This window comes from Microbacterium sp. NPDC091662, from assembly GCF_044756705.1.
In the GTDB taxonomy this organism is placed as follows: Bacteria; Actinomycetota; Actinomycetes; order Actinomycetales; family Microbacteriaceae; genus Microbacterium.
In genome coordinates this window covers 346,738-366,080 of sequence record NZ_JBIVTM010000001.1, presented here as the reverse complement: position 1 = coordinate 366,080, position 19,343 = coordinate 346,738, and the positions used below count along the sequence as shown (strand labels likewise).

Annotated in this window: 18 protein-coding genes; 7 read left to right on the top strand and 11 right to left on the bottom strand. The window is 67.9% G+C overall.

Translation table 11 applies throughout. The annotated features are described in order from the left end of the window. Positions 1–140: 140 nt before the first annotated feature. From ACIQLD_RS01800 to dut, 3 genes are read right to left on the bottom strand one after another with little or no spacing between them, the layout of a single operon-like run. Positions 141–875 carry a DUF3159 domain-containing protein gene (locus tag ACIQLD_RS01800; protein ID WP_402604335.1) on the bottom strand — a complete coding sequence of 245 codons (735 nt, stop codon included), beginning with the start codon at positions 873–875 and terminating at the stop codon, positions 141–143. Continuing rightward, a complete protein-coding gene (locus ACIQLD_RS01795; RefSeq protein WP_021200682.1) occupies positions 872–1,459 on the bottom strand; it encodes a DUF3710 domain-containing protein in 588 nt (195 codons plus the stop codon). Before ACIQLD_RS01795 ends, ACIQLD_RS01800 begins: the two co-directional genes overlap by 4 nt. Then, on the bottom strand, positions 1,452–1,925 hold the full coding sequence (gene dut, locus ACIQLD_RS01790) for a dUTP diphosphatase (RefSeq protein WP_402604332.1): 474 nt from the start codon (positions 1,923–1,925) through the stop codon (positions 1,452–1,454). Before dut ends, ACIQLD_RS01795 begins: the two co-directional genes overlap by 8 nt. 12 nt (positions 1,926–1,937) lie before the next feature. Between dut and ACIQLD_RS01785 the strand changes: the two genes are divergently transcribed. Continuing rightward, entirely contained in the window at positions 1,938–2,402 is a 465-nt protein-coding gene (locus ACIQLD_RS01785) for a DUF3093 domain-containing protein (RefSeq protein WP_402604330.1), read from the top strand. 124 nt (positions 2,403–2,526) lie between these two features. Here ACIQLD_RS01785 and ACIQLD_RS01780 read toward each other — a convergent pair whose 3' ends face one another. After that, on the bottom strand, positions 2,527–2,820 hold the full coding sequence (locus ACIQLD_RS01780) for a DUF4193 domain-containing protein (protein ID WP_029259298.1): 294 nt from the start codon (positions 2,818–2,820) through the stop codon (positions 2,527–2,529). Positions 2,821–3,018: 198 nt separating this feature from the next. On the opposite strand from ACIQLD_RS01780, the gene sepH reads away from it, so the two are divergent. Then, positions 3,019–4,068, top strand: coding sequence for a septation protein SepH (gene sepH / locus ACIQLD_RS01775; RefSeq protein ID WP_402604328.1), 1,050 nt, complete (start codon positions 3,019–3,021; stop codon positions 4,066–4,068). Between the two features lie 65 nt (positions 4,069–4,133). On the opposite strand, the gene ACIQLD_RS01770 is transcribed toward sepH, so the two are convergent. Continuing rightward, complete coding sequence (locus tag ACIQLD_RS01770; RefSeq protein WP_402604326.1) at positions 4,134–5,255, bottom strand: alkaline phosphatase family protein; 1,122 nt, start codon at positions 5,253–5,255, stop codon at positions 4,134–4,136. A gap of 44 nt (positions 5,256–5,299) precedes the next feature. Here ACIQLD_RS01770 and ACIQLD_RS01765 point away from each other — a divergent pair, with 44 nt between their 5' ends. Further along, positions 5,300–7,741 (top strand): DNA topoisomerase (ATP-hydrolyzing) subunit A, encoded by a 2,442-nt coding sequence (locus tag ACIQLD_RS01765; RefSeq protein ID WP_402604323.1) that lies wholly within the window; start codon positions 5,300–5,302, stop codon positions 7,739–7,741. 83 nt (positions 7,742–7,824) lie between these two features. Here the strand turns inward: ACIQLD_RS01765 and ACIQLD_RS01760 are convergent, their stop codons facing one another. After that, entirely contained in the window at positions 7,825–9,945 is a 2,121-nt protein-coding gene (locus ACIQLD_RS01760; protein WP_402604321.1) for a type IIA DNA topoisomerase subunit B, read from the bottom strand. 181 nt (positions 9,946–10,126) lie between these two features. On the opposite strand from ACIQLD_RS01760, the gene ACIQLD_RS01755 reads away from it, so the two are divergent. After that, positions 10,127–10,345 carry a hypothetical protein gene (locus ACIQLD_RS01755; RefSeq protein WP_021200689.1) on the top strand — a complete coding sequence of 73 codons (219 nt, stop codon included), beginning with the start codon at positions 10,127–10,129 and terminating at the stop codon, positions 10,343–10,345. Positions 10,346–10,419: 74 nt separating this feature from the next. On the opposite strand, the gene ACIQLD_RS01750 is transcribed toward ACIQLD_RS01755, so the two are convergent. Beyond that, positions 10,420–11,460, bottom strand: a complete 1,041-nt coding sequence (locus ACIQLD_RS01750; protein ID WP_402604319.1) for an alanine racemase — start codon at positions 11,458–11,460, stop codon at positions 10,420–10,422. Then, entirely contained in the window at positions 11,457–12,161 is a 705-nt protein-coding gene (locus ACIQLD_RS01745; protein WP_402604317.1) for an alanine racemase, read from the bottom strand. Before ACIQLD_RS01745 ends, ACIQLD_RS01750 begins: the two co-directional genes overlap by 4 nt. 80 nt (positions 12,162–12,241) lie before the next feature. On the opposite strand from ACIQLD_RS01745, the gene ACIQLD_RS01740 reads away from it, so the two are divergent. Then, positions 12,242–13,258: a sugar-transfer associated ATP-grasp domain-containing protein gene (locus ACIQLD_RS01740; RefSeq protein WP_402604315.1), complete on the top strand. Its 1,017-nt coding sequence runs from the start codon at positions 12,242–12,244 to the stop codon at positions 13,256–13,258. A gap of 60 nt (positions 13,259–13,318) precedes the next feature. Here ACIQLD_RS01740 and ACIQLD_RS01735 read toward each other — a convergent pair whose 3' ends face one another. From ACIQLD_RS01735 to ACIQLD_RS01725, 3 genes are all read right to left on the bottom strand, one after another. Next, entirely contained in the window at positions 13,319–14,014 is a 696-nt protein-coding gene (locus ACIQLD_RS01735; RefSeq protein WP_402604313.1) for a coenzyme F420-0:L-glutamate ligase, read from the bottom strand. Then, a complete protein-coding gene (locus ACIQLD_RS01730) occupies positions 14,011–15,249 on the bottom strand; it encodes an RNA polymerase sigma factor (protein WP_017830477.1) in 1,239 nt (412 codons plus the stop codon). Before ACIQLD_RS01730 ends, ACIQLD_RS01735 begins: the two co-directional genes overlap by 4 nt. A 168-nt stretch (positions 15,250–15,417) precedes the next feature. Continuing rightward, the gene (locus tag ACIQLD_RS01725; RefSeq protein WP_402604310.1) at positions 15,418–16,359 is read right to left on the bottom strand and encodes a proteasome assembly chaperone family protein; all 942 of its coding nucleotides are present in this window, start codon (positions 16,357–16,359) and stop codon (positions 15,418–15,420) included. Between the two features lie 113 nt (positions 16,360–16,472). Between ACIQLD_RS01725 and ACIQLD_RS01720 the strand changes: the two genes are divergently transcribed. Continuing rightward, positions 16,473–17,945, top strand: a complete 1,473-nt coding sequence (locus ACIQLD_RS01720) for a leucyl aminopeptidase (protein ID WP_402604308.1) — start codon at positions 16,473–16,475, stop codon at positions 17,943–17,945. Between the two features lie 3 nt (positions 17,946–17,948). Further along, complete coding sequence (gene lpdA / locus ACIQLD_RS01715; protein ID WP_402604306.1) at positions 17,949–19,322, top strand: dihydrolipoyl dehydrogenase; 1,374 nt, start codon at positions 17,949–17,951, stop codon at positions 19,320–19,322. Positions 19,323–19,343: the final 21 nt, after the last annotated feature.

Genomic DNA, 19,343 nt, shown 5'->3' with positions numbered 1-19,343 from the left:
TCTATTCGGATGGGAGCGACAGGCGCCTCCATCTTGCTCGCCAGCGAGCCCCTGCGGCTAGCAAGGCGGACCTAACCAGTCTGCTCCGCACAGCTCACCGGCGAAAGCCTGCGATTTATCTTGATGTCAAGATAAATCTATCACGCCTCGGGGGCGTCCTCGCGCGCGGGCTCGCGCGGGTGAAGTGCGCGGACCACCAGCCAGGTGACCGCGATGAGCGGCGCGAACAACGGCAGACCCATGATCAGCTTGAGTGTGCCCAGAGCCGTGACGTCACCGGCCAGATACAGCGGCAGCTGCACAGCCAGCCGGGTGAAGAACAGCGCGGCCCAGGCGATCCCCAGCCAGAAGTAGGCACGTCGCTTGCGGCGATCAGTGCGCCAGCTCGTGCCCTCCCCCATCAGGAATCCGACCGCGAGACCGATCAACGACCAGCCGATCAGGGCCGACACCAGGATGACCGAACCGTAGACCGCGTTCGTGATCAGGCCTGGGACGAAGTTATCGGCACCGCGGCCTGTCCACAGCGCCAGCGCCGCAGCCGCGACCGCGGCAATGAGACCCCCCAGAGCCGCAGAGGGCGGCGATTTCTGCACGAGACGGACGATCGTAAAGACCGCCGCGAGCCCGACCGAGATTCCGAGCGACAGGATCAGCGGTTCGGGGCGGATCGTGAAGATGATGACGAACGCGAGGCTGGGAAGCACCGACTCGAGGATGCCCCGCCACCCACCCATGGCGGTCCACACGACCTTGTGGGTGGCCGAGCTCTCCGACGGGTCGAGCCCGGCACGACGCGCGACGCCGCCGAGCGCCTCCCCGAGGATCTCGGAGGCACTCTTGTCGCGTTCGGAGTCGGGTTCGGGAGCGCTCACGCGGAACCGGGGGTCGCCGGCATCTTGAGCGGGATCAGGTCGCGCGGCGGCATCGGAGACCCGCCGCGGACGACCACGATCGAGCGGAAGAGGTCTTCGACCTTCTCCGCCGCTTCGGGGTCCGAGGCGCCGGCGCCGCCGATCACGCCGCGGAGGAACCAGCGCGGGCCGTCGATGCCGATGAAGCGCGCGAGACGCAGGCCGGATCCCTCCGCCGCCGTGGCGGGGACCTCGGCGAGAAGCTCCTTGCCCAGCGGGCCTTCGCGCTCTTCCACGCGGCCGCCCTGCGCCTTGACCTGGTCGCGGAGCTGCACGCGGGTCTCGTCCCACAGCCCTCCGGTGCGCGGTGCGGCGAAGGGCTGCACCTGCAGGGAGGAGTCCGCGTAGTCGAGACCGACCGCCACGATGCGCTTCGACTGCTCCTCGACCTCGAGCCGCAGGTTCAGGCCCTCGCGCGGCAGGATCTTGATACCGCCGAGGTCGATGTACGGGCGGACCGGGTTCGCTTCGGAGTCATCGAAGGGACCGTCGGTGGCACGATTCAGCGGTGCCGACTTCGAAGGGGTCTCGTTGTTGTCAGTCATGAGCCTGTCCTGCTTCGTTCTGGTGGGTCGCTGCCTGATATCCGGTGGAACCGAATCCACCGGCACCGCGGACGCTGTCCGGCAACTCGTCGACCGGGATGAACGTGGCGCGCGTGACCGGCATGATGATCAGCTGCGCGATACGATCGCCGACCGCCACATCGTACGCGCTCTTGGTATCGGTGTTGATCAGGCTCACCTTGATCTCGCCGCGATAGCCGGCATCCACAGTGCCCGGTGAGTTCACGATCGAGATTCCATGCTTCGCCGCCAGCCCGCTGCGCGGAACCACGAAAGCGGCATACCCGTCGGGCAACGCGATGCTGACGCCCGTCGGCACCAGTGCGCGCTCGCCCGGCTCGAGGCGCACGGCTTCCGCCGCCACCAGATCGGCACCGGCATCACCCGGATGCGCATACCCGGGCACCACTGCAGCGATAATGGGGACATCAACGGAATCGGTCACCCCATGAGGCTAATGCAGAACCCCGCCACAGACGCACGTCCCCGCTACCGCGAGAGACTCTCGCCGAGCCTCTGGCTGCTCGTGACCGTCGCGGTCGCCGGCCCCATGGTGTCACTCGTCTTCGTGCCGATCGGCTCGACCGTGGCACTGGTCCTCGGCGCCGCCGTATCGGCCCTCCTGGTGCTGGGCTTCATCGCGGCCACCCCGGTCGTCTCCGTCGTCGGTTCCGTGCTGAACGCCGGTCGTGCGCACATCGACACATCGCACCTCGGCGAGCCCGTCGCCCTGATCGGTGACGACGCCCGACAGGCTCGCGGTCCTGGGCTCCCGGCTCGCGGATGGCACCTGATCCGCGGCGGCATCGACGGCATCGTCGTGGTCCCGAACCTCGACCAGGACGACCCGGTCGACACCTGGACCATCTCGACACGAACGCCCGATCGATTGGCGGCGGCGATCCGCGCTTCCCAGCGCTGACGCAGAACGAGTGCGCCGACGCAGACCGAGTGCGCCGACGCAGACCCGAGAAGCACCCCGCGGACGACAGCGCGCCCCGGACCGGAGTGGTCGGGGGCGCGTGATACGTCGCTCGGAGAGGTGCTTACGCAGCGCACTCCTTGCAGATGGGCCCGGATGCGCCCTCGTGATCGAGCTGTGAACGGTGCTTCACGAGGAAGCAGCTCATGCACGTGAACTCGTCCTGCTGCGCGGGCAGCACGACGACGTCGAGCTCGAGGTCGGAGAGGTCGGCACCCGGAAGGTCGAAGCTCGACGGGTTGTCGGAGTCTTCGTCCCCGCTTGAGCCGGAAAGCTTGTCCGGCACACGCTCCTTCAGGGCTTCGATCGACTCGGAGTCGTCTTCGCTCTTTCGGGGGGCGTCGTAATCGGTTGCCATGCGGTAGATCTCCACTTTCATGGTGCGAGTGGGTGGTGCGCCGTCGGGTATTCGGCGGCCATAGTTTGCACGACCAGACGACATAACGCAAATGCTCGTCCGTGCGACAGAGGAAACTCACGGCACGCCCAGGGTATTCCCGGCCCGGACGCCCCACGCGTGACACCATGAACGGACACCCATCAGAGGGGCATTCGCATGGAAAACGTCACCATCGTCGGCACAGAAGCAGGAGTCCTGGTACTCGCGACCGAGTCGGGCGAGCGGTTCGCGCTGCCCATCGACGACATGCTGCAGCGCGAGATCCGCCGCGCCACTCGGCAGAGCGAGCCGACCGCTCAGAAGCTCGCCGCGAGCCCGCGAGACATCCAGGCGCAGATCCGCGCCGGCCTCACTGCACCCGAGGTCGCCGAGCTGCTCGGTATCAGCGTCGACGACGTGGCTCGTTTCGAAGGTCCGGTGCTCGCCGAGCGCGAGCACGTCATCGGTCAGGCACTCGCGGTTCCCGTCCTCATCGGCAGCGAGGTCGAGCCCGATGCGCAGCCGACCTTCGGCGTCGCCGTGCGTGCCAAGCTCGCCGAGGTCGAGGCCACATCGGAACGCTGGGCGAGCTGGAAGGAGGACTCCGGCTGGACCATCAAGCTCGAGTTCACCGCCAACGACGTAGAGCACGATGCCCGTTGGAGTTTCGACCCTCGCCGCAGCGCCCTGTCGCCGCTCAACGCCGACGCCACGCAGCTGTCTCGCCAGGGCTCCCTGCCGGAGGGGCTCATCCCCCGACTGCGTGCCGTGGATGCCGACCGCGTCACCTCTCCGTACAAAGACGAGAGCCGCTTCGACTCCGGCGCATTCGGCCCCCGCCTGGTGCCCGCTCCGGATGCGGAGATCGAGGACCCGTCCCTTCCTGAGCGCTCCAACGCCGCCGCACAGGATGCGGCGATCAAGCGTGCCCCGGCCGCGCAGACGACGAGCCCGGAGACCGCCGACCTTCTGGAGGCGCTCCGGCGGCGTCGCGGCCAGCGAGAGACCGCCCCGTTACTGGAGGAACCCGACGACGCGGACCGCCCCGACCCGAGTCCGATCTCGCTGTTCGAGGTTCTGGAGCAGCCCGACGATGAGCCGGAGACGCCGCAGCCGGCGCCACAGTCGTCTGCCTCGGATTCCGGCGAGTCCACCGGTCGGAGGCGACGCCGGAACGCCATGCCCTCCTGGGACGAGATCGTCTTCGGCGCCCGCACCGACGAGTGAGGCCGCCCGTCCCACGACTCGTCGGGGTGACAGCGGCCGGAGCGAGCGCTTCGTGATCGAGGACGTCAGCGCGAGAACGCGCCGAGCCTGACGACGGGAACCTGGCGCTCCTCCGCCGTCAGGGCGCCGTGCTGGCCGACCATCCCGCGTCCGCGCTGATCCGCGGCCGTGCCGTCGTAGACGGCCCACGACGCCCGCGCGATCGCGAGCACGTCACCGATCCGAGACGCCGCTGGTGCCGTGACCGTCGGCCCGAAGAGTCCTGCGCGCACCGCCTCCTCCCGGGTGACGACGTCGGCGACCCCTTCGAGATCGGCGCGCCAGCGTGCCGTCACCGCGACGGCATCCGCATCGGGCTCCAGGTAGGCGTGCAGCATCCGCGGCTCGCCGCCGACGTGCCGGATGCCTTCGAGATGGGTCTCGTCCAGCACCACCTGTCGGCTCGGCGCCACGTCGACCATCCCATGATCCGAGGTGACCACGACCCCCACGCCCGGGGGCACGCGTGTGGACAGGGCGGCATCGACGTCTTCCAGCGCAGCGACCCATTCCGATGAGGCGATGCCGTACTTGTGGCCGGCCTTATCGACCTCCGGGAGATAGCAGTAGACGAGCGATCCCGGGTGGGAATGCGCGAGCTCGTAGGCGGCTTCGATGCGCGACTCCGCTGTGGTGGCCGCGACGAACTCGGCACCGCGGAGCGTGGCCTTGGTGAAACCGCTGTGCGCGTATCCGGCGTACCCGACCGCGAAGCTCTCATGTCCGCGACGGCCGGCGCGCTCGAAGATCGTGGGCGCCGCCTGCCAGGTGAGGGGATCGATTCCATCGGTCTCCCACCCGCTGAGCTGGTTGACGAGCACGTCGCGGGCCGGATCGAGCACCCGGTAGCCGACGAGTCCGTGCTCCCCCGGCCAGACGCCGGTGACGATGCTGGTCAATGCTGCCGCAGTGGTCGAGGGGAAGACCGAGTACGCGACATCCTTCTTCGCCATTCCCGTCGTCAGCGCACGCGCATGCCCGGCGTGTCCTCGCAGACTGATCGCGCCGAGCCCGTCGACCACGACGAGCACGACCGAATCGGCAGGCGGCAGCAGCGCGGATTCGCCGCGGAGAGCGGAGAACAGGTCGTCCGCCACCCCGACGACACTCCGGGCACTCGGCGACGCGGACGGTAGCATGAAGGACATCCGAGCCAGTCTGACACAGGCTCCCGTATGCCCTCAGGAAGTCCATGCCGAAAACTCCGCCGCCCGAGCCCGTCGAGGAGCGCATCCAGGACATCGACCTCTCCACCGAGATGCAGGGCTCGTTCCTCGAGTACGCCTACTCGGTGATCTACTCCCGCGCCCTCCCCGACGCGCGTGATGGTCTGAAGCCGGTACAACGCCGCATCCTCTACCAGATGGCCGAGATGGGCCTTCGTCCCGACCGCGGTCACGTCAAGAGCGCCCGCGTGGTCGGCGAGGTCATGGGAAAGCTCCACCCCCATGGCGACTCCGCGATCTACGACGCGCTGGTGCGCCTCGCGCAGGAGTGGGCGCTGCGCGTCCCCCTGGTCGACGGGCACGGAAACTTCGGATCCCTCGACGACGGTCCGGCCGCAGCTCGATACACGGAGGCGCGGCTCGCAGCGGCCGCTCTCGCGCTCACCGAGAACCTCGACGAGGATGTCGTCGACTTCATCCCGAACTACGACGGTCAGTTCCAGCAGCCCGCCGTCCTCCCGGCCGCCTTCCCGAATCTCCTGGTCAACGGCGCAAGCGGCATCGCGGTCGGTATGGCGACCAACATGGCACCACACAACCTCATCGAAGTCGTCGCGGCCGCCACGCACCTGCTCGAAAACCCGGATGCGACGACCGAGGACCTGATGGAGTTCGTCCCGGGTCCCGATTTCCCCTCGGGTGGGATCCTGATGGGGCTGGACGGTGTCAAGGACGCCTACACGAACGGGCGCGGGGCGCTCAAAGTCCGCGGCAAGACCTCGATCGAGCCGCTCGGACCCCGACGCACCGGAATCATCGTCTCCGAGCTGCCGTATATGGTCGGTCCCGAACGTCTGCTCGAGAAGATCCGTGACGCGGTGCAGTCCAAGAAGCTGCAGGGCATCAGCGATGTCACCGACCTCACAGACCGCAACCACGGGCTGCGTGTCGCGATCGGCATCAAGACCGGCTTCGACCCGAACGCAGTTCTCGAGCAGCTCTACCGCCTGACGCCGTTGGAGGACTCTTTCAGCATCAACAACGTCGCCCTGGTCGAGGGCCAGCCCCGCACGCTCGGGCTCAAGGAGATGCTGAGCGTCTACGTGGGCCACCGCCTCGAGGTCATCACCCGGCGCAGCCGCTACCGCCTGAAGCGGCGCGAAGAACGCCTCCACCTCGTCGAGGGTCTGCTCATCGCGATCCTCGACATCGACGAGGTCATCCAGGTCATCCGCTCGTCCGACGACTCGGAGCAGGCCCGCACACGGCTGCGTTCGGTCTTCGATCTCAGCGAGCTCCAGGCGGAGTACATCCTCGAGCTGCGCCTGCGCCGCCTGACGAAGTTCTCCCGGATCGAGCTCGAGACCGAACGAGACGCCTTGCTGGCCGAGATCGCCGCCCTGCGCGAGCTTCTGGGGAGCCCTGTGCTGCTTCGCGCCGCGGTCGCCAAAGAGCTCGACGCCGCAGCCGACGCCTATGGCACCCCACGGCGCACGCTGCTGATGAATGCCGCTCCCCCCAAACCCCGCGCGACCAAGGGCGCAGTCGACCTGCAGATCGCCGACGCACCCACGGTGCTCGTCCTCTCGACCACGGGCCGCACAGTCCGTGTCGATCTCGGCGAAGGACAGGAGCTCACCGTCCCGGCGCGCCGCAGCAAGCACGACGCGATCCTGACCACCGTCGAGACCACGGTCAGGGCCGAGCTCGGAGCACTCACGAACCTCGGTCGCGTCGTCCGCTTCTCCCCCGTCGACCTGCCGTCCGTGCCCGCCACCTCGGTGCAGCTCGCGGCAGGTACGCCGCTGCGCGACTACCTCGGCATCACGACGAAGGGTGAGCGCGTGCTCAGCTTCGTGCGGTTCGACAGCGACACTCCGATCGCGCTCGGCACAGCCCAGGGCACGGTCAAGCGCATCGTTCCGTCCGCACTTCCCGTGCGCCCCGATCTCGAGGTCATCGGCATGAAGCAGGGCGACACCGTCGTGGGTGCGGCCGAAGCCCCGGACGACGCCGAGCTGGTGTTCGTGACGACCGACGCACAGCTGCTGCACTTCTCCGCCTCCGCAGTGCGCCCCCAGGGAGCGCCGGCGGGCGGCATGGCCGGCGTCAAGCTCGGCTCTGGAGCATCCGTGTTGTTCTTCGGTGTGGTCGACCCCGCCGCCGAGTCGATCGTCGCCACGGTCTCCGGAGGCGACAGCGCACTTCCCGGCACGGAGCCGGGACGCGCCAAGATCTCGTCATTCACCGAGTACCCGGCCAAGGGCCGCGCCACAGGCGGCGTTCGCGCGCACGCGTTCCTGAAGGGTGAGGATCGCCTCACGGTCGCGTGGGTCGGACCGCAGCCGCCGCTGGCGGTCGACCCGACCGGTGCCGTGCGCAAGCTTCCCGACGCCGGCGCACGTCGCGATGCCTCCGGACAGCCCGTCGAAGGCGTGATCGGCAGCATCGGCCGCACCCTCGTCTGAGTGCCCCGCAGGCAGCACGACCGCCTGCAGCGAAGAAGCCGGCCCGGGATGACCCGTGCCGGCTTCTTCGGTGTCTCCGGACCTCAGGCGTCGATCGACTCGCGCGACAGCCGGTCGGAGGAGTCGATGATGAACTCCCGGCGCGGGGCGACCTCGTTGCCCATCAGGAGCTCGAACACACGCCCGGCGGCCTCCGCATCCTCCATGCGCACGCGACGCAGCAGACGCCCAGAACGGTCCATCGTGGTGTTCGCCAGCTGTTCGGCGTCCATCTCGCCCAAGCCCTTGTAGCGCTGGATCGGCTCGTGCCAGCGCTTGCCCGCCTTGCGCAGCTTCGCCAGCAGCGTGTGCATCTCCTGCTCGCTGTAGGTGTAGATCGTCTCGTTCGGCTTCGAACCCGGGTTCATCACGATGATCCGGTGCAGCGGCGGAACGGCGGCGAACACCCGGCCGTGCTCGATCAGCGGGCGCATGTAGCGGAAGAAGAGGGTGAGCAGGAGGGTGCGGATGTGGGCGCCGTCGACGTCGGCGTCGCTCATCAGGATGATCTTGCCGTAGCGAGCCGCGTCGATGTCGAACGTCCGACCGGACCCGGCACCGATCACCTGGATGATCGACGCGCACTCGGTGTTCGACAGCATGTCGCCGACCGACGCCTTCTGCACATTGAGGATCTTCCCTCGAATCGGCAGCAGCGCCTGGAACTCGCTGTTGCGCGCGTTCTTGGCGGTGCCGAGCGCCGAGTCACCCTCGACGATGAAGAGCTCACTGCGTTCGACCTCGTTCGTGCGGCAATCGACGAGCTTCGTGGGCAAGGTCGACGACTCCAGCGCGTTCTTCCGACGCTGGGTCTCCTTGTGCGCACGTGCCGACACGCGCGCCTTCATCTCGGAGACGATCTTGTCGAGCAGCTGCGATGCCTGGTTCTTGTCGTCGCGCTTGGTCGAGCTGAAGCGCTGCGCGAGGTCCTTGCGGATCACCTGGGCCACGATCTGCCGGACGGCCGGGGTACCGAGGATCTCCTTGGTCTGCCCTTCGAACTGCGGCTCGGGCACGTTCACCGTGAGGACAGCCGTCAGTCCGGCGAGGACATCGTCTTTCTCCAGCTTGTCGTTGCCGACTTTGAGGCGGCGGGCGTTCTGCTCGACCTGGGTTCGCAGCACCTTGAGGAGTTCCTGCTCGAACCCCTGCTGATGCGTGCCGCCCTTGGGCGTCGCGATGATGTTGACGAAGGAGCGCACCCGCGTGTCGTAACCCGTGCCCCATCGCAGCGCGATGTCGACGGCGCACACGCGCTCGACCTCGGTGGCGACCATATGCCCATCGGCCTGCAGGACCGGAACGGTCTCCTTGAAGGTCCCCTCCCCCTGGATACGCCAGTTGTCGGTCACCGGCGGGTCGATCGCGAGGTAGTCGACGAACTCGGAGATGCCGCCCTCGTAGAGGTACGACGTCACCGTCCCGGAGGCATCCGCATCCTCGGAGCCGAGCTCGGGAGCGTCCGGACGATTCGTCCGCTTGTCGGCGACCTCGATCTCGAGACCCGGCACGAGGAATGCCGTCTGCCGGGCGCGGGTCTCGAGCTCGGAGAGCTGGAAGGCCGCGTCCTTGGTGAAGATCTGGCGATCCGCCCAGTAGCGCACCCGCGTTCCGGTCACACCGCGGGGTGCCTTGCCGATGACGCGCAGCTCACTGTTCTCCTGGAACGGCGTGAACGGTGCGTCCGGACGCTTCTCGCCGGAGTCCGCGAAGACGCCGGGTTCGCCGCGATGGAACGACATCGCGTAGGTCTTGCCGCCGCGGTCGACCTCGACGTCGAGACGCTCGGACAGCGCGTTCACCACGGAGGCGCCGACACCGTGCAGACCGCCGGAGGCCGCGTACGACCCGCCGCCGAACTTCCCGCCGGCGTGCAGCTTCGTGTAGACCACCTCGACACCGGTCAACCCGGTGCGCGGTTCGACATCCACCGGAATGCCGCGGCCGCGGTCGTGGACCTCGACACTGCCGTCGGCGTGCAGGATGATGTCGATCTTCGTGCCGTTGCCGGCGACGGCCTCGTCGACGGAGTTGTCGATGATCTCCCAGAGGCAGTGCATGAGCCCGGGCGACCCGTTCGACCCGATGTACATCCCTGGGCGCTTGCGGACGGCCTCGAGGCCTTCAAGCACCTGGAGATGATGGGCGGAGTACTCGGCATTCACAATCTCCGAGTCTAATCTCGCCACCCCTTCCGGCTCCGCAGACACTCCCCGCGGGAGGCCACTCGATGTGTGCTGCGTACGCGCTGAGCGAAACACGCCGCAAACCGGGCATGCGCACAGGTGGAGCGTGGTTGTATTGACCAAATCCCCCAGCGAAGCCGACACCCGAGGAGGCACCGAGATGAACGCAACGACCGAACGTGACACCTCCACCGTCGAGTTCCGCCTGACCGCCATGGATCGTTGTGATTCATGCGGCGCTCAGGCGTACATCGCCGCTGAGGTCAACGGATCCGAGCTCCTGTTCTGCGCCCACCATGGCCGCAAGTACGAAGAGAAGCTCCGCAGCATCGCCACCAGCTGGCACGACGAGACGGCCCGCCTCGTCGAGACGGTCTGATCGAGTCCTGATCCCCTGCCGGCTGACTTCGGTCAGTCGGCATCGGCAACTCGATCCCCGTCAGCGGGTGTCCGTCAATCGGCGACGACCCTCCGCACGCGCGGCGTGAGCCGGGTGAGAATCTCTTCTCCCACGGTGTCGATGCGCTCAGCCAGGGTCGTCGCGGATGTCTCGCCCTGCGTCCCGGCACCGAACACCACGACCTCGTCTCCGATCTGCGCGGTGGCCCACCCCTCGACGGTCGACTCGGTGTGCCCCACCGACGAGATGACACGCGCTCCGCCCGGAGTGCCCACTCGACTCCCGGACAGCGTCGACGGAAGTCCGTCGAAACTGCCGATGCCGATGGTCACCTCGTCGCCGTGGATGCCGGTGACGGAGGCGACCAGGCTCGCCGCCGGAAGGATGCCGTCGAGTTCCGGTCCCTCTGCGGATCTGATGCCGTAGCAGAAGGCGCCGATGCGCGAGACCGTTCCTCGCAGCTCGGGCCGCCACCACGACGCCGCCGACGCGGTCAGGTGAAGAGCCGCCGGAGTCTCCCCTGTCTCCCCCACGACGCGAACCGCGTCGAGGAACGCCTCTTGCGCGACGTCATCATCGGCGTCGCTCGCCTCGGCGATGTGGCTCCACACCCCTTCGAGCTCCACGAGCCCCGCCCGCTCGGCGTCGCGTGCGTCGGCGACCGCAGCTGCCCAGTCGTCCGGCAGGATGCCGTTGCGATGCAGACCCGTGTCGATCTTCAGATGCACGCGTGCAGACGTGCCGAGCGCAGCCGCCCGCGCGACGATCCGCCGCAGGTAATCGCTCGTGCCGACGCCCAGGTCGAGTCTCTGCATCAGGGCGTCGTCGATCTCCGCGTCCGTCGACGTCACCCACGCGAAGATCCTGGCGTCGCCGCCGGCGATCCTGCGCACCGCGAGTCCGGTGCGGATGTCGTAGCTGCCGAACCAGGTAACGCCCGCGTCCACCGCAGTCTCGACGGCCCAGGAGAGCCCGTGGCCGTACGCGTCGTCCTTGAGCACGAGCATCAACGTCGACGGGGCGACACGGGCACGCACCGCGTCGATGTTCGCCCGGAAGACGCTGCTGCTCAGCCGCAGCTCAGGGCGACTCATGACTCCCACCCCCGCACGGCATGGGCGCCGGCGACGGTGATGAGTTCCGCCGAACTCATTCCGGTCACGGCGGCCCAGTGCGCGATGGCGGATGAGGCGGGGCCCTCGCCGCCGAAATACGTGACTTCCGTGTCGACCGCGACATCGACGCCCTCGAGGTCGACGACGCAGACGTCCATGGCGACCCGACCGACGATGGGCCGGGGTGCGCCGTCGATCTCCACGTCGGCATGGTTGCCGAGCGCCCGCACGATGCCCTGCGCGTACCCGCCGGTCACGAGAGCCACGGTGGTCTCCCGCGATGCGCGGTACGTGTAGCCGTACGAGACGGCATCTCCGGGCCGAAGACGCTTGGTGGAGAGCACACGGCCCGTCAGCCGCATCACCGGTCGCATCCTCAGTTCGCCTGTCGAATCGGGAAGACCGTAGAGCAGAGCGGCATCGATATCCGGCTCGCCCGTCGTGACACCCAGGATCCCCTCGAGCTGCAACGCGTCGACCTCACCCTGCGCATCGACGCGCACTCGCTCAGCTCCTGCGGCGGTGACGACCTGGGCGACGGCGAGAACCCCATGGCCCCATGCGTCGCGGCGAAGATCGGCGACGCTGCCACCCGCGGAGACCGCAGCCGCGGCTCCCGCAGCCAGGGCCGAGCGGGAGATCATCGCACGCGGCAGGGAGCTGGAAGTCGTCTCACACACGCCTTCCACCCTAGCTTCCGGCTCCCAGGTCGGCCTCCCCGGCCCCCGTAGACTGGTGGGGACCCCGACCCTGGAGCCTCATGTCTCGTCTTTCCCTCGCGCCCCGCATCCGCTATCTGATGGGACGTGCCCGCCGCATCGACGTCGGATCGGTGGTGGAACGCGCTAAGGAAGCCTCCGAGCAACATCACAAGGCCGTGCCCGCCATCGTCGTGGACATGCTCTGGTCGGCCGCACGTCACAACGTCGGGTTCCAGGACTACATCGACTACGATTTCGCGATGCTGACGAAGGCCGAACGCGAGACCTACATGACGCATCCGGTCTCGAACCAGCTCTCGCAACGGTACGACCACCCCGGCTATCGCTGGATCTTCCAAGACAAGGTCGAGTTCGACAAGCAGTTCTCCGCGCACCTGCACCGTGAGTGGATGGTGGTCGACGAGGGCAACGCGGATGCGGTGCGCGAGCTCACGCAGCGCCTCGGCACGATCGTCACGAAGGAGCCGGTGGGACAGGCCGGCACCGGAGTGCACCGCTACCATGCCGCCGACATCTCCGACTGGGACGAGTTCCACCGCGGGCTCCTGGCTCGCGGCGAGCTGCTGATCGAAGAGGTGATCCGCCAGCACGATGCGCTTGCGGCCGTGTGCCCCGGCACCGTCAACACGACGCGCATCACTGCGTTCTTCGACGGCGAGAAGGCACACATCCTCGCCATGGCCCAGAAGTTCGGCCGCGGCGCCGTGAGCGATCAGATGACATTCGGCGGCTTCTACACGATGCTCGATGAGAACGGTCACGCCGTCGGCGCCGGGTACGACTCGCACGGCCACGTGCACGAGACGCACCCGGACTCGGGCTTCCGCATCGCCGACTTCCAGCTCCCTTACATGGACGAGGTCCGCGCGTTCATCGACGAGGTCGCTCGCGTCGTGCCCCAGGTGCAGTACGTCGGCTGGGACATCGTCGTCTCCCCGGACGGGCCCGTCCTCGTCGAAGGCAACTGGGGAGCCGGAGTGTACGAGAACAAGCCCAGCGTCACCGGCATCCGCACGGGCCACAAGCCCCGCTACCGCGAGGTCATCGGCTTCTGAGACGATGATGAAGGCCCCGGATGCCGAGCATCCGGGGCCTTCATCATCGTTGTGACCGGATCAGACCGCGCGGACGATGCCGAGCGGTGTGGACTCCAAGCCCTGTCCGAGCGGGTTGTCGCCGAGGATCCTGACCAGACGACGCTCGCCGTCCTTGTCGAGCGTCGATCCGAGGATGTTGCCGCCGAGGTCGTTGATGTCGACCACGGCCACCTCAGCCTGCCCGCCGATCAGCGCCTTCAGGCGTGCGGCGACACCGTCGGGGTCCTTCGGCCCGAGCACGACCGCCTCGTTGTAGGGAGGGATGGTGTGCTTGGTCGGACCGTCGATCGCGCGCGCCTTGTCGCCGGCGATGCGGTAGAAGTCACCACGACGACCGAACGCCTTGGTGACCGCGGCGACGGCAGAAGCGAACAGGATGCGCGGAGTGCCGCATTCCCGCAGCGCCATCTCCATCGTCTCGGGCATGCCGAGTCCGATGCCGTAGGGCGTGCGGGTGACGTACTTCGAGAGGAAGAGCGCGAGCTTGCGCGGCTTGATCTCGTCGAGACGGTATGACCGCCCCTGCGTGATCGCCACGATCTTCTCGGTCACGAACAGCAGGTCACCCGGCTGCACGGCATCCTTCGCATACTCGGTGATGATCGCGTCGAGGTCGTCCTCGGGCATGACCACGCGAGTCCGCAGCGGGATGCGCGCATAGCTCTTGCCGTCGACGCTCGCCTCGAGGGCCTTGCCGTCGTTCGCCTGGCTCATTCGAGGTAGTCCCGAAGGGACTGCGAGCGGCTCGGGTGGCGCAGCTTCGCCATGGTCTTCGACTCGATCTGACGGATGCGCTCACGCGTCACACCGAACGTGTCGCCGATCTGGTCGAGCGTCTTCGGCTGACCGTCGCCGAGCCCGAAGCGCATGCGGATCACGCCGGCCTCGCGCTCGGAGAGGGAGTCGAGCAGCTGCTCGAGCTGACGCTGCAGCATGGTGAAGCCCACGGCGTCGGCGGGGACCACGGCCTCGGTGTCCTCGATCAGGTCGCCGAACTCGCTGTCGCCGTCTTCACCCAGCGGTGTGTGCAGGGAGATCGGCTCGCGGCCGTACTTCTGCACCTCGACGACCTTCTCCGGCGTCATGTCGAGCTCGCGGCTGAGCTCTTCCGGCGTGGGTTCGCGACCGAGATCCTGCAGCATCTGACGCTGCACGCGCGCGAGCTTGTTGATGACCTCGACCATGTGCACCGGGATACGGATGGTGCGGGCCTGGTCGGCCATCGCGCGGGTGATCGCCTGACGGATCCACCAGGTGGCGTACGTCGAGAACTTGAAGCCCTTGGTGTAGTCGAACTTCTCGACCGCGCGGATGAGACCGAGGTTGCCCTCCTGGATCAGGTCCAGGAACTGCATTCCACGGCCGGTGTAGCGCTTGGCGAGCGAGACGACGAGTCGCAGGTTGGCGCCGAGCAAGTGGCTCTTGGCACGCTGACCATCGCGAGCGACCCACTGCAGGTCGAGGCCCAGCTGGCTGGTCTTCTCGGCCGCGGTCATCGCCGAGAGCTTCTCCTCGGCGAACAGACCCGCCTCGATGCGCATCGCCAGCTCGACCTCTTCGGCCGCGTTCAGGAGCGCGACCTTTCCGATCTGCTTCAGGTAGTCCTTGACGGGGTCGGCCGTCGCACCGGTGATCTGCGTCGAGTAGACGGGAACGTCTTCGTCGTCGTTCGACGAGATGACGATCGCGCCGGTCGGCAGCGGCTCGGTGAACTTGGGCTTCGCGTCCTCGTCCTCGTCGTCCTCGACAGCAGCGGCCGCGGGAGCCTCGTCTTCTTCGACGACGTCCTCGGACTTCTTCTTCTTGACGGGGGCGCGCTTTGCGGCAGCACGCTTCGCCGCGCTCAGGGGCGCGGGCTTCTCGGGCGCATCGGCCTCGACCGGAGCATCGGCGGTCGTCTCTTCGGCAGCCTTCTTCGTCCGGGTGTTCTTCGTCGTGGCAGGAGTCACGTTTCGCCTTTCACGGAGCTGCTGTGTAGCCCCGGGACATTTCGGACACTAGTAAGACCCTTGTCAAGTCCAGCGCTCGAAAACACTGATTGACAACGGGTCAGAGTCCTAGTATCGCACACGTGTGGCGATGCGGACGCATTCCCGCGAAGTTCTCGCGGATCCGTGTCAACCGCGGCCGGGCTTGTCCTCGTCGCCGGACGGACGTGAGGCCAGATAACGCTCCAGCTCGGCGGCGAGCTCATCGGCGCTGGGGAGGTCGCGCTCGCTGAATCCGCCCTCGTCGTACGAGTCGTCGTCAGGGTTGCGTCCCGCCATGTAGGCGTCGTATCGGCGTTCGAGATTGTGCACCATCTGCTGCAGTTCGTCGTTCCCCGCAACCTGCTCGTCCACGCGCGCCAGGTAGTCCTCGCGGCGCTCCTGCACGGCATCCAGCATCAGCACGAGGCCGGTGGAGGCCATCAGCCGTTCGGCCGCCGCGATGACCGCGTCCGGGTTCTCGGTCTCGGCCAGGTAATGCGGCACGAGGAGCACGAAGCCGACGGCGCGGTCGCCGCGCTCGACGAACCGGAACTCGAGGAGGTGACCGGCGGTCGCCGGGACCTGGGTACGCGGACGCCAGACAGAATGGGCGACGGTGAGCTCACGGCGGTTGCCGCTGACCGTCGTACCGATGGGACGCGTGTGCGGAACCGGCATCGCGATGGAGTGAACCCAGTGCAGACCGGACACCTCGAACTCCGCGGCCAGGGCGAGCACGGTGCTAGCGAAGAGGTTCCAGGCGAAGTCGGGCTCGTAGCCGGCGAGAAGCAGGAACGGACGACCGAGCGCATCCGTCGCGAGCGACAGGTCGAGACGCGGCGGCTTGAACTCGGTGAGATGGTCCTGATCGAACGAGATCACCGGTCGACGGGCGCGGTAGTCGAGCAGAGCATCGTTCTCGAACACCACGATGGGTTCCGGCGAAGCGGTCTCCCGGAGGTGATCGATCAGCCCGGACACCGCGCTGCCCGCGTCGGTGAATCCGGTGAGAAGCAGCACCAGTGGCAGGCCGTGCGGCACTGTCGGCGCATTCGCGACGCGTTCGTGGATCTCACCGGAGAAGGGCATGTGTCCATGCTACGAGCAGGTCCGGATACCGGGGCGCGGAGCATCATGCTGAGAGCGAACACGCGCAGGGACGGCGCGCGACCATGCTGCGACGGAGATCCTAGGATGGAAGCATGACGCTTCCCGTGCTCTCGCACACCACCGCTCAGTTCCCCGGAAGCGCTGCAGATGCCGCAGTGCTCGTCGTCGCCGCTCTCCCCGATTCGGCGGATTCGCTGGCCGGTTATCCCGGCCTCGCCGACGCGTTGGCCGGTGTCGGATTCACCGGCTCCGCCGGCTCTTTCACCCGCGTGTACGTCCCCGAGGTGACGTCCCTGCCGTTCGCCGTCGTCGGCACCGGTGACAAGCCGGACGCCGCCGCGGTGCGCAATGCCACCGGAACGGCGCTGCGCACCCTCACCGGCTTCGAACATGTCGCAGTCGCCCTCGCCGACGGCCTCGAGTCCTTCGCCCCGGCCGCGGCAGAGGGCGCGGTGCTCGGTGGACACAAGTTCGACGGATACCGCACGGAGAAGGGCAAGACGCGCGCCACCGCGATCACGCTGCACGCCGCGCTCGACGACGAGGACGCCGAGTACGCGCAGGTCGTCGGCGACGCCGTCGCGCTCATCAAGGACCTCGTGAACGTTCCCGCCGAGTGGCAGAGCCCCGCACAGCTCGCACAGAGCGCGGCCGACAGCGTCGCCGACCTCGACGTCACCGTCGAGATCCTCGACGAGAAGGCCCTCGCCGAGCAGGGCTTCGGCGGAATCCTCGGCGTGGGGCAGGGCTCGGACCGCCCCCCGCGTCTGGTTCGTCTCGACTACTCCCCCGCCGATGCTTCGCGACACATCGCTCTGGTCGGCAAGGGAATCACCTTCGACACCGGAGGCCTGTCACTGAAGCCCGCCGCTTCGATGGTCGGCATGAAGTTCGACATGGCGGGTGCCGCGACATCGCTCGCCGCGCTCCGCGCGATCGCCACGCTCGCCCTCCCGGTCCACGTGACGGCGTGGCTCTGCATCACCGACAACATGCCGTCGGGCCGGGCGCTGCGCCCCGGCGACGTCATCCGCATCCTCGACGGCACCACGGTGGAGGTCCAGAACACCGATGCCGAGGGCCGACTGGTCCTCGCAGACGGGCTCGTGGCGGCGAGTCGCGAGAGTCCCGACGTCATCATCGACGTGGCCACCCTCACGGGCGCCATCGTCGCCGCACTCGGCCACCGGCACACGGGCGTCTTCGGCGATGTCGAGACCGTCTCCTCGTTCATCTCCGCGACCGCGCAGGTCGACGAGCCGGCCTGGCACATGCCTCTGCCGGACTACATGGAGGAGTCGCTCGAGTCCCCCATCGCCGATCTGCAGAACGCGAACATGGGCGATCGGATGGGCGGTGCCTCCTACGCGGGCCTGTTCCTGCGCCGCTTCGTCGGGCGCACGTCGGACGCCGATGACGCGCCGCGCATCCCCTGGGTGCACCTCGACATCGCGGGATCCGGCGAACACGCCGGCGCCCCCTACGGCTTCACTGAGAAGGGTCCCACCGGGGCGATGGTCCGATCGATCGTCGCTTTCGCCGCAGCATCCCACACGGAGGCATGACACATGACAACCCACACCTTCGACATCGTCGTCCTGGGCGGCGGCAGCGGCGGCTATGCCGCGGCATTGCGCGCGAGTGAGCTCGGCAAATCGGTCGCGCTGATCGAGAAGGACAAGGTCGGCGGCACCTGCCTGCACCGCGGGTGCATCCCGACCAAGGCGCTGCTGCACGCGGCAGAGGTGGCTGAGCACGTGCGCGACGCCGCTTCCGTCGGCGTGACGGCGACCTTGGAGGGCATCGACCCCGTCGGCGTCCGCACGTACCGCGAGGGGATCGTCGCCAAGAAGTTCAAGGGCCTCGAAGGACTCGTCAAGGCCCGCGGCATCACGACCGTCGCCGGATTCGGCCGACTGAACCCCGACCGCAGCGTGAGCGTCGGCGACGACGTCTACGTCGGCACGGATGTCGTGCTCGCCACCGGCTCCTACAGCCGCTCGCTCCCCGGCCTCGACATCGGCGGTCGGATCCTCACCAGTGAGCAGGCGCTCGCTCTCGACGTCGTCCCCGACCGCGTCCTGATCCTCGGCGGCGGGGTGATCGGAGTGGAGTTCGCGAGCGTCTGGCGCTCCTTCGGCTCCGAGGTCACGATCATCGAGGCGCTGCCCCACCTCGTCCCGAACGAGGACATCGCGCTCAGCAAGGGGCTCGAGCGGGCATTCCGCCGTCGTGGCATCCAGCACTCCCTCGGCACCCGCTTCCAGAGCGCGGTGCAGGATGACGCATCCGTCACCGTCACTCTCGAAGACGGCAAGGAACTCACCGCCGACTACCTGCTCGTCGCCGTCGGACGCGGTCCCGTGACCGCCGACCTCGGCTTCGAGGATGCCGGCGTGACTCTCGACCGTGGCTTCGTGATCGTCGACGAAGAGCTGCGCACCGGCGTGCCGGGGCTCTGGGCCGTCGGTGACATCGTCCCCGGTCTCCAGCTCGCGCACCGCGGATTCCAGCAGGGCATCGCCGTCGCCGAGCGGATCGCCGGCCTCTCACCGGTCAACATCCCCGACGTGCAGATCCCCAAGGTCACCTATTCGAGCCCGGAGGTCGCCTCGGTCGGTGTGACCGAGGAAGCCGCCGCGGCCGAACACGGCGCGGACGCCATCGTCGCCTACGAATACAACCTCGCCGGCAACGGCAAGAGCGAGATCATCGGAACCGGTGGTCTCGTGAAGGTCGTCCGCCTCAAGGACGGCCCCGTCATCGGTGTGCACCTGCTCGGCGATCGCGTCGGCGAGCTCATCACCGAGGGGCAGCTCGCCGTCGCCTGGGAGGCGCACCCGGAGGACATCGCTCCTCTGATCCACGCCCACCCGACCCAGAGCGAGGCACTCGGCGAGGCCTTCCTCGCTCTGGCCGGCAAGCCCCTGCACGCCCTCTGAGCACCAACCGGTGCCCGAGTC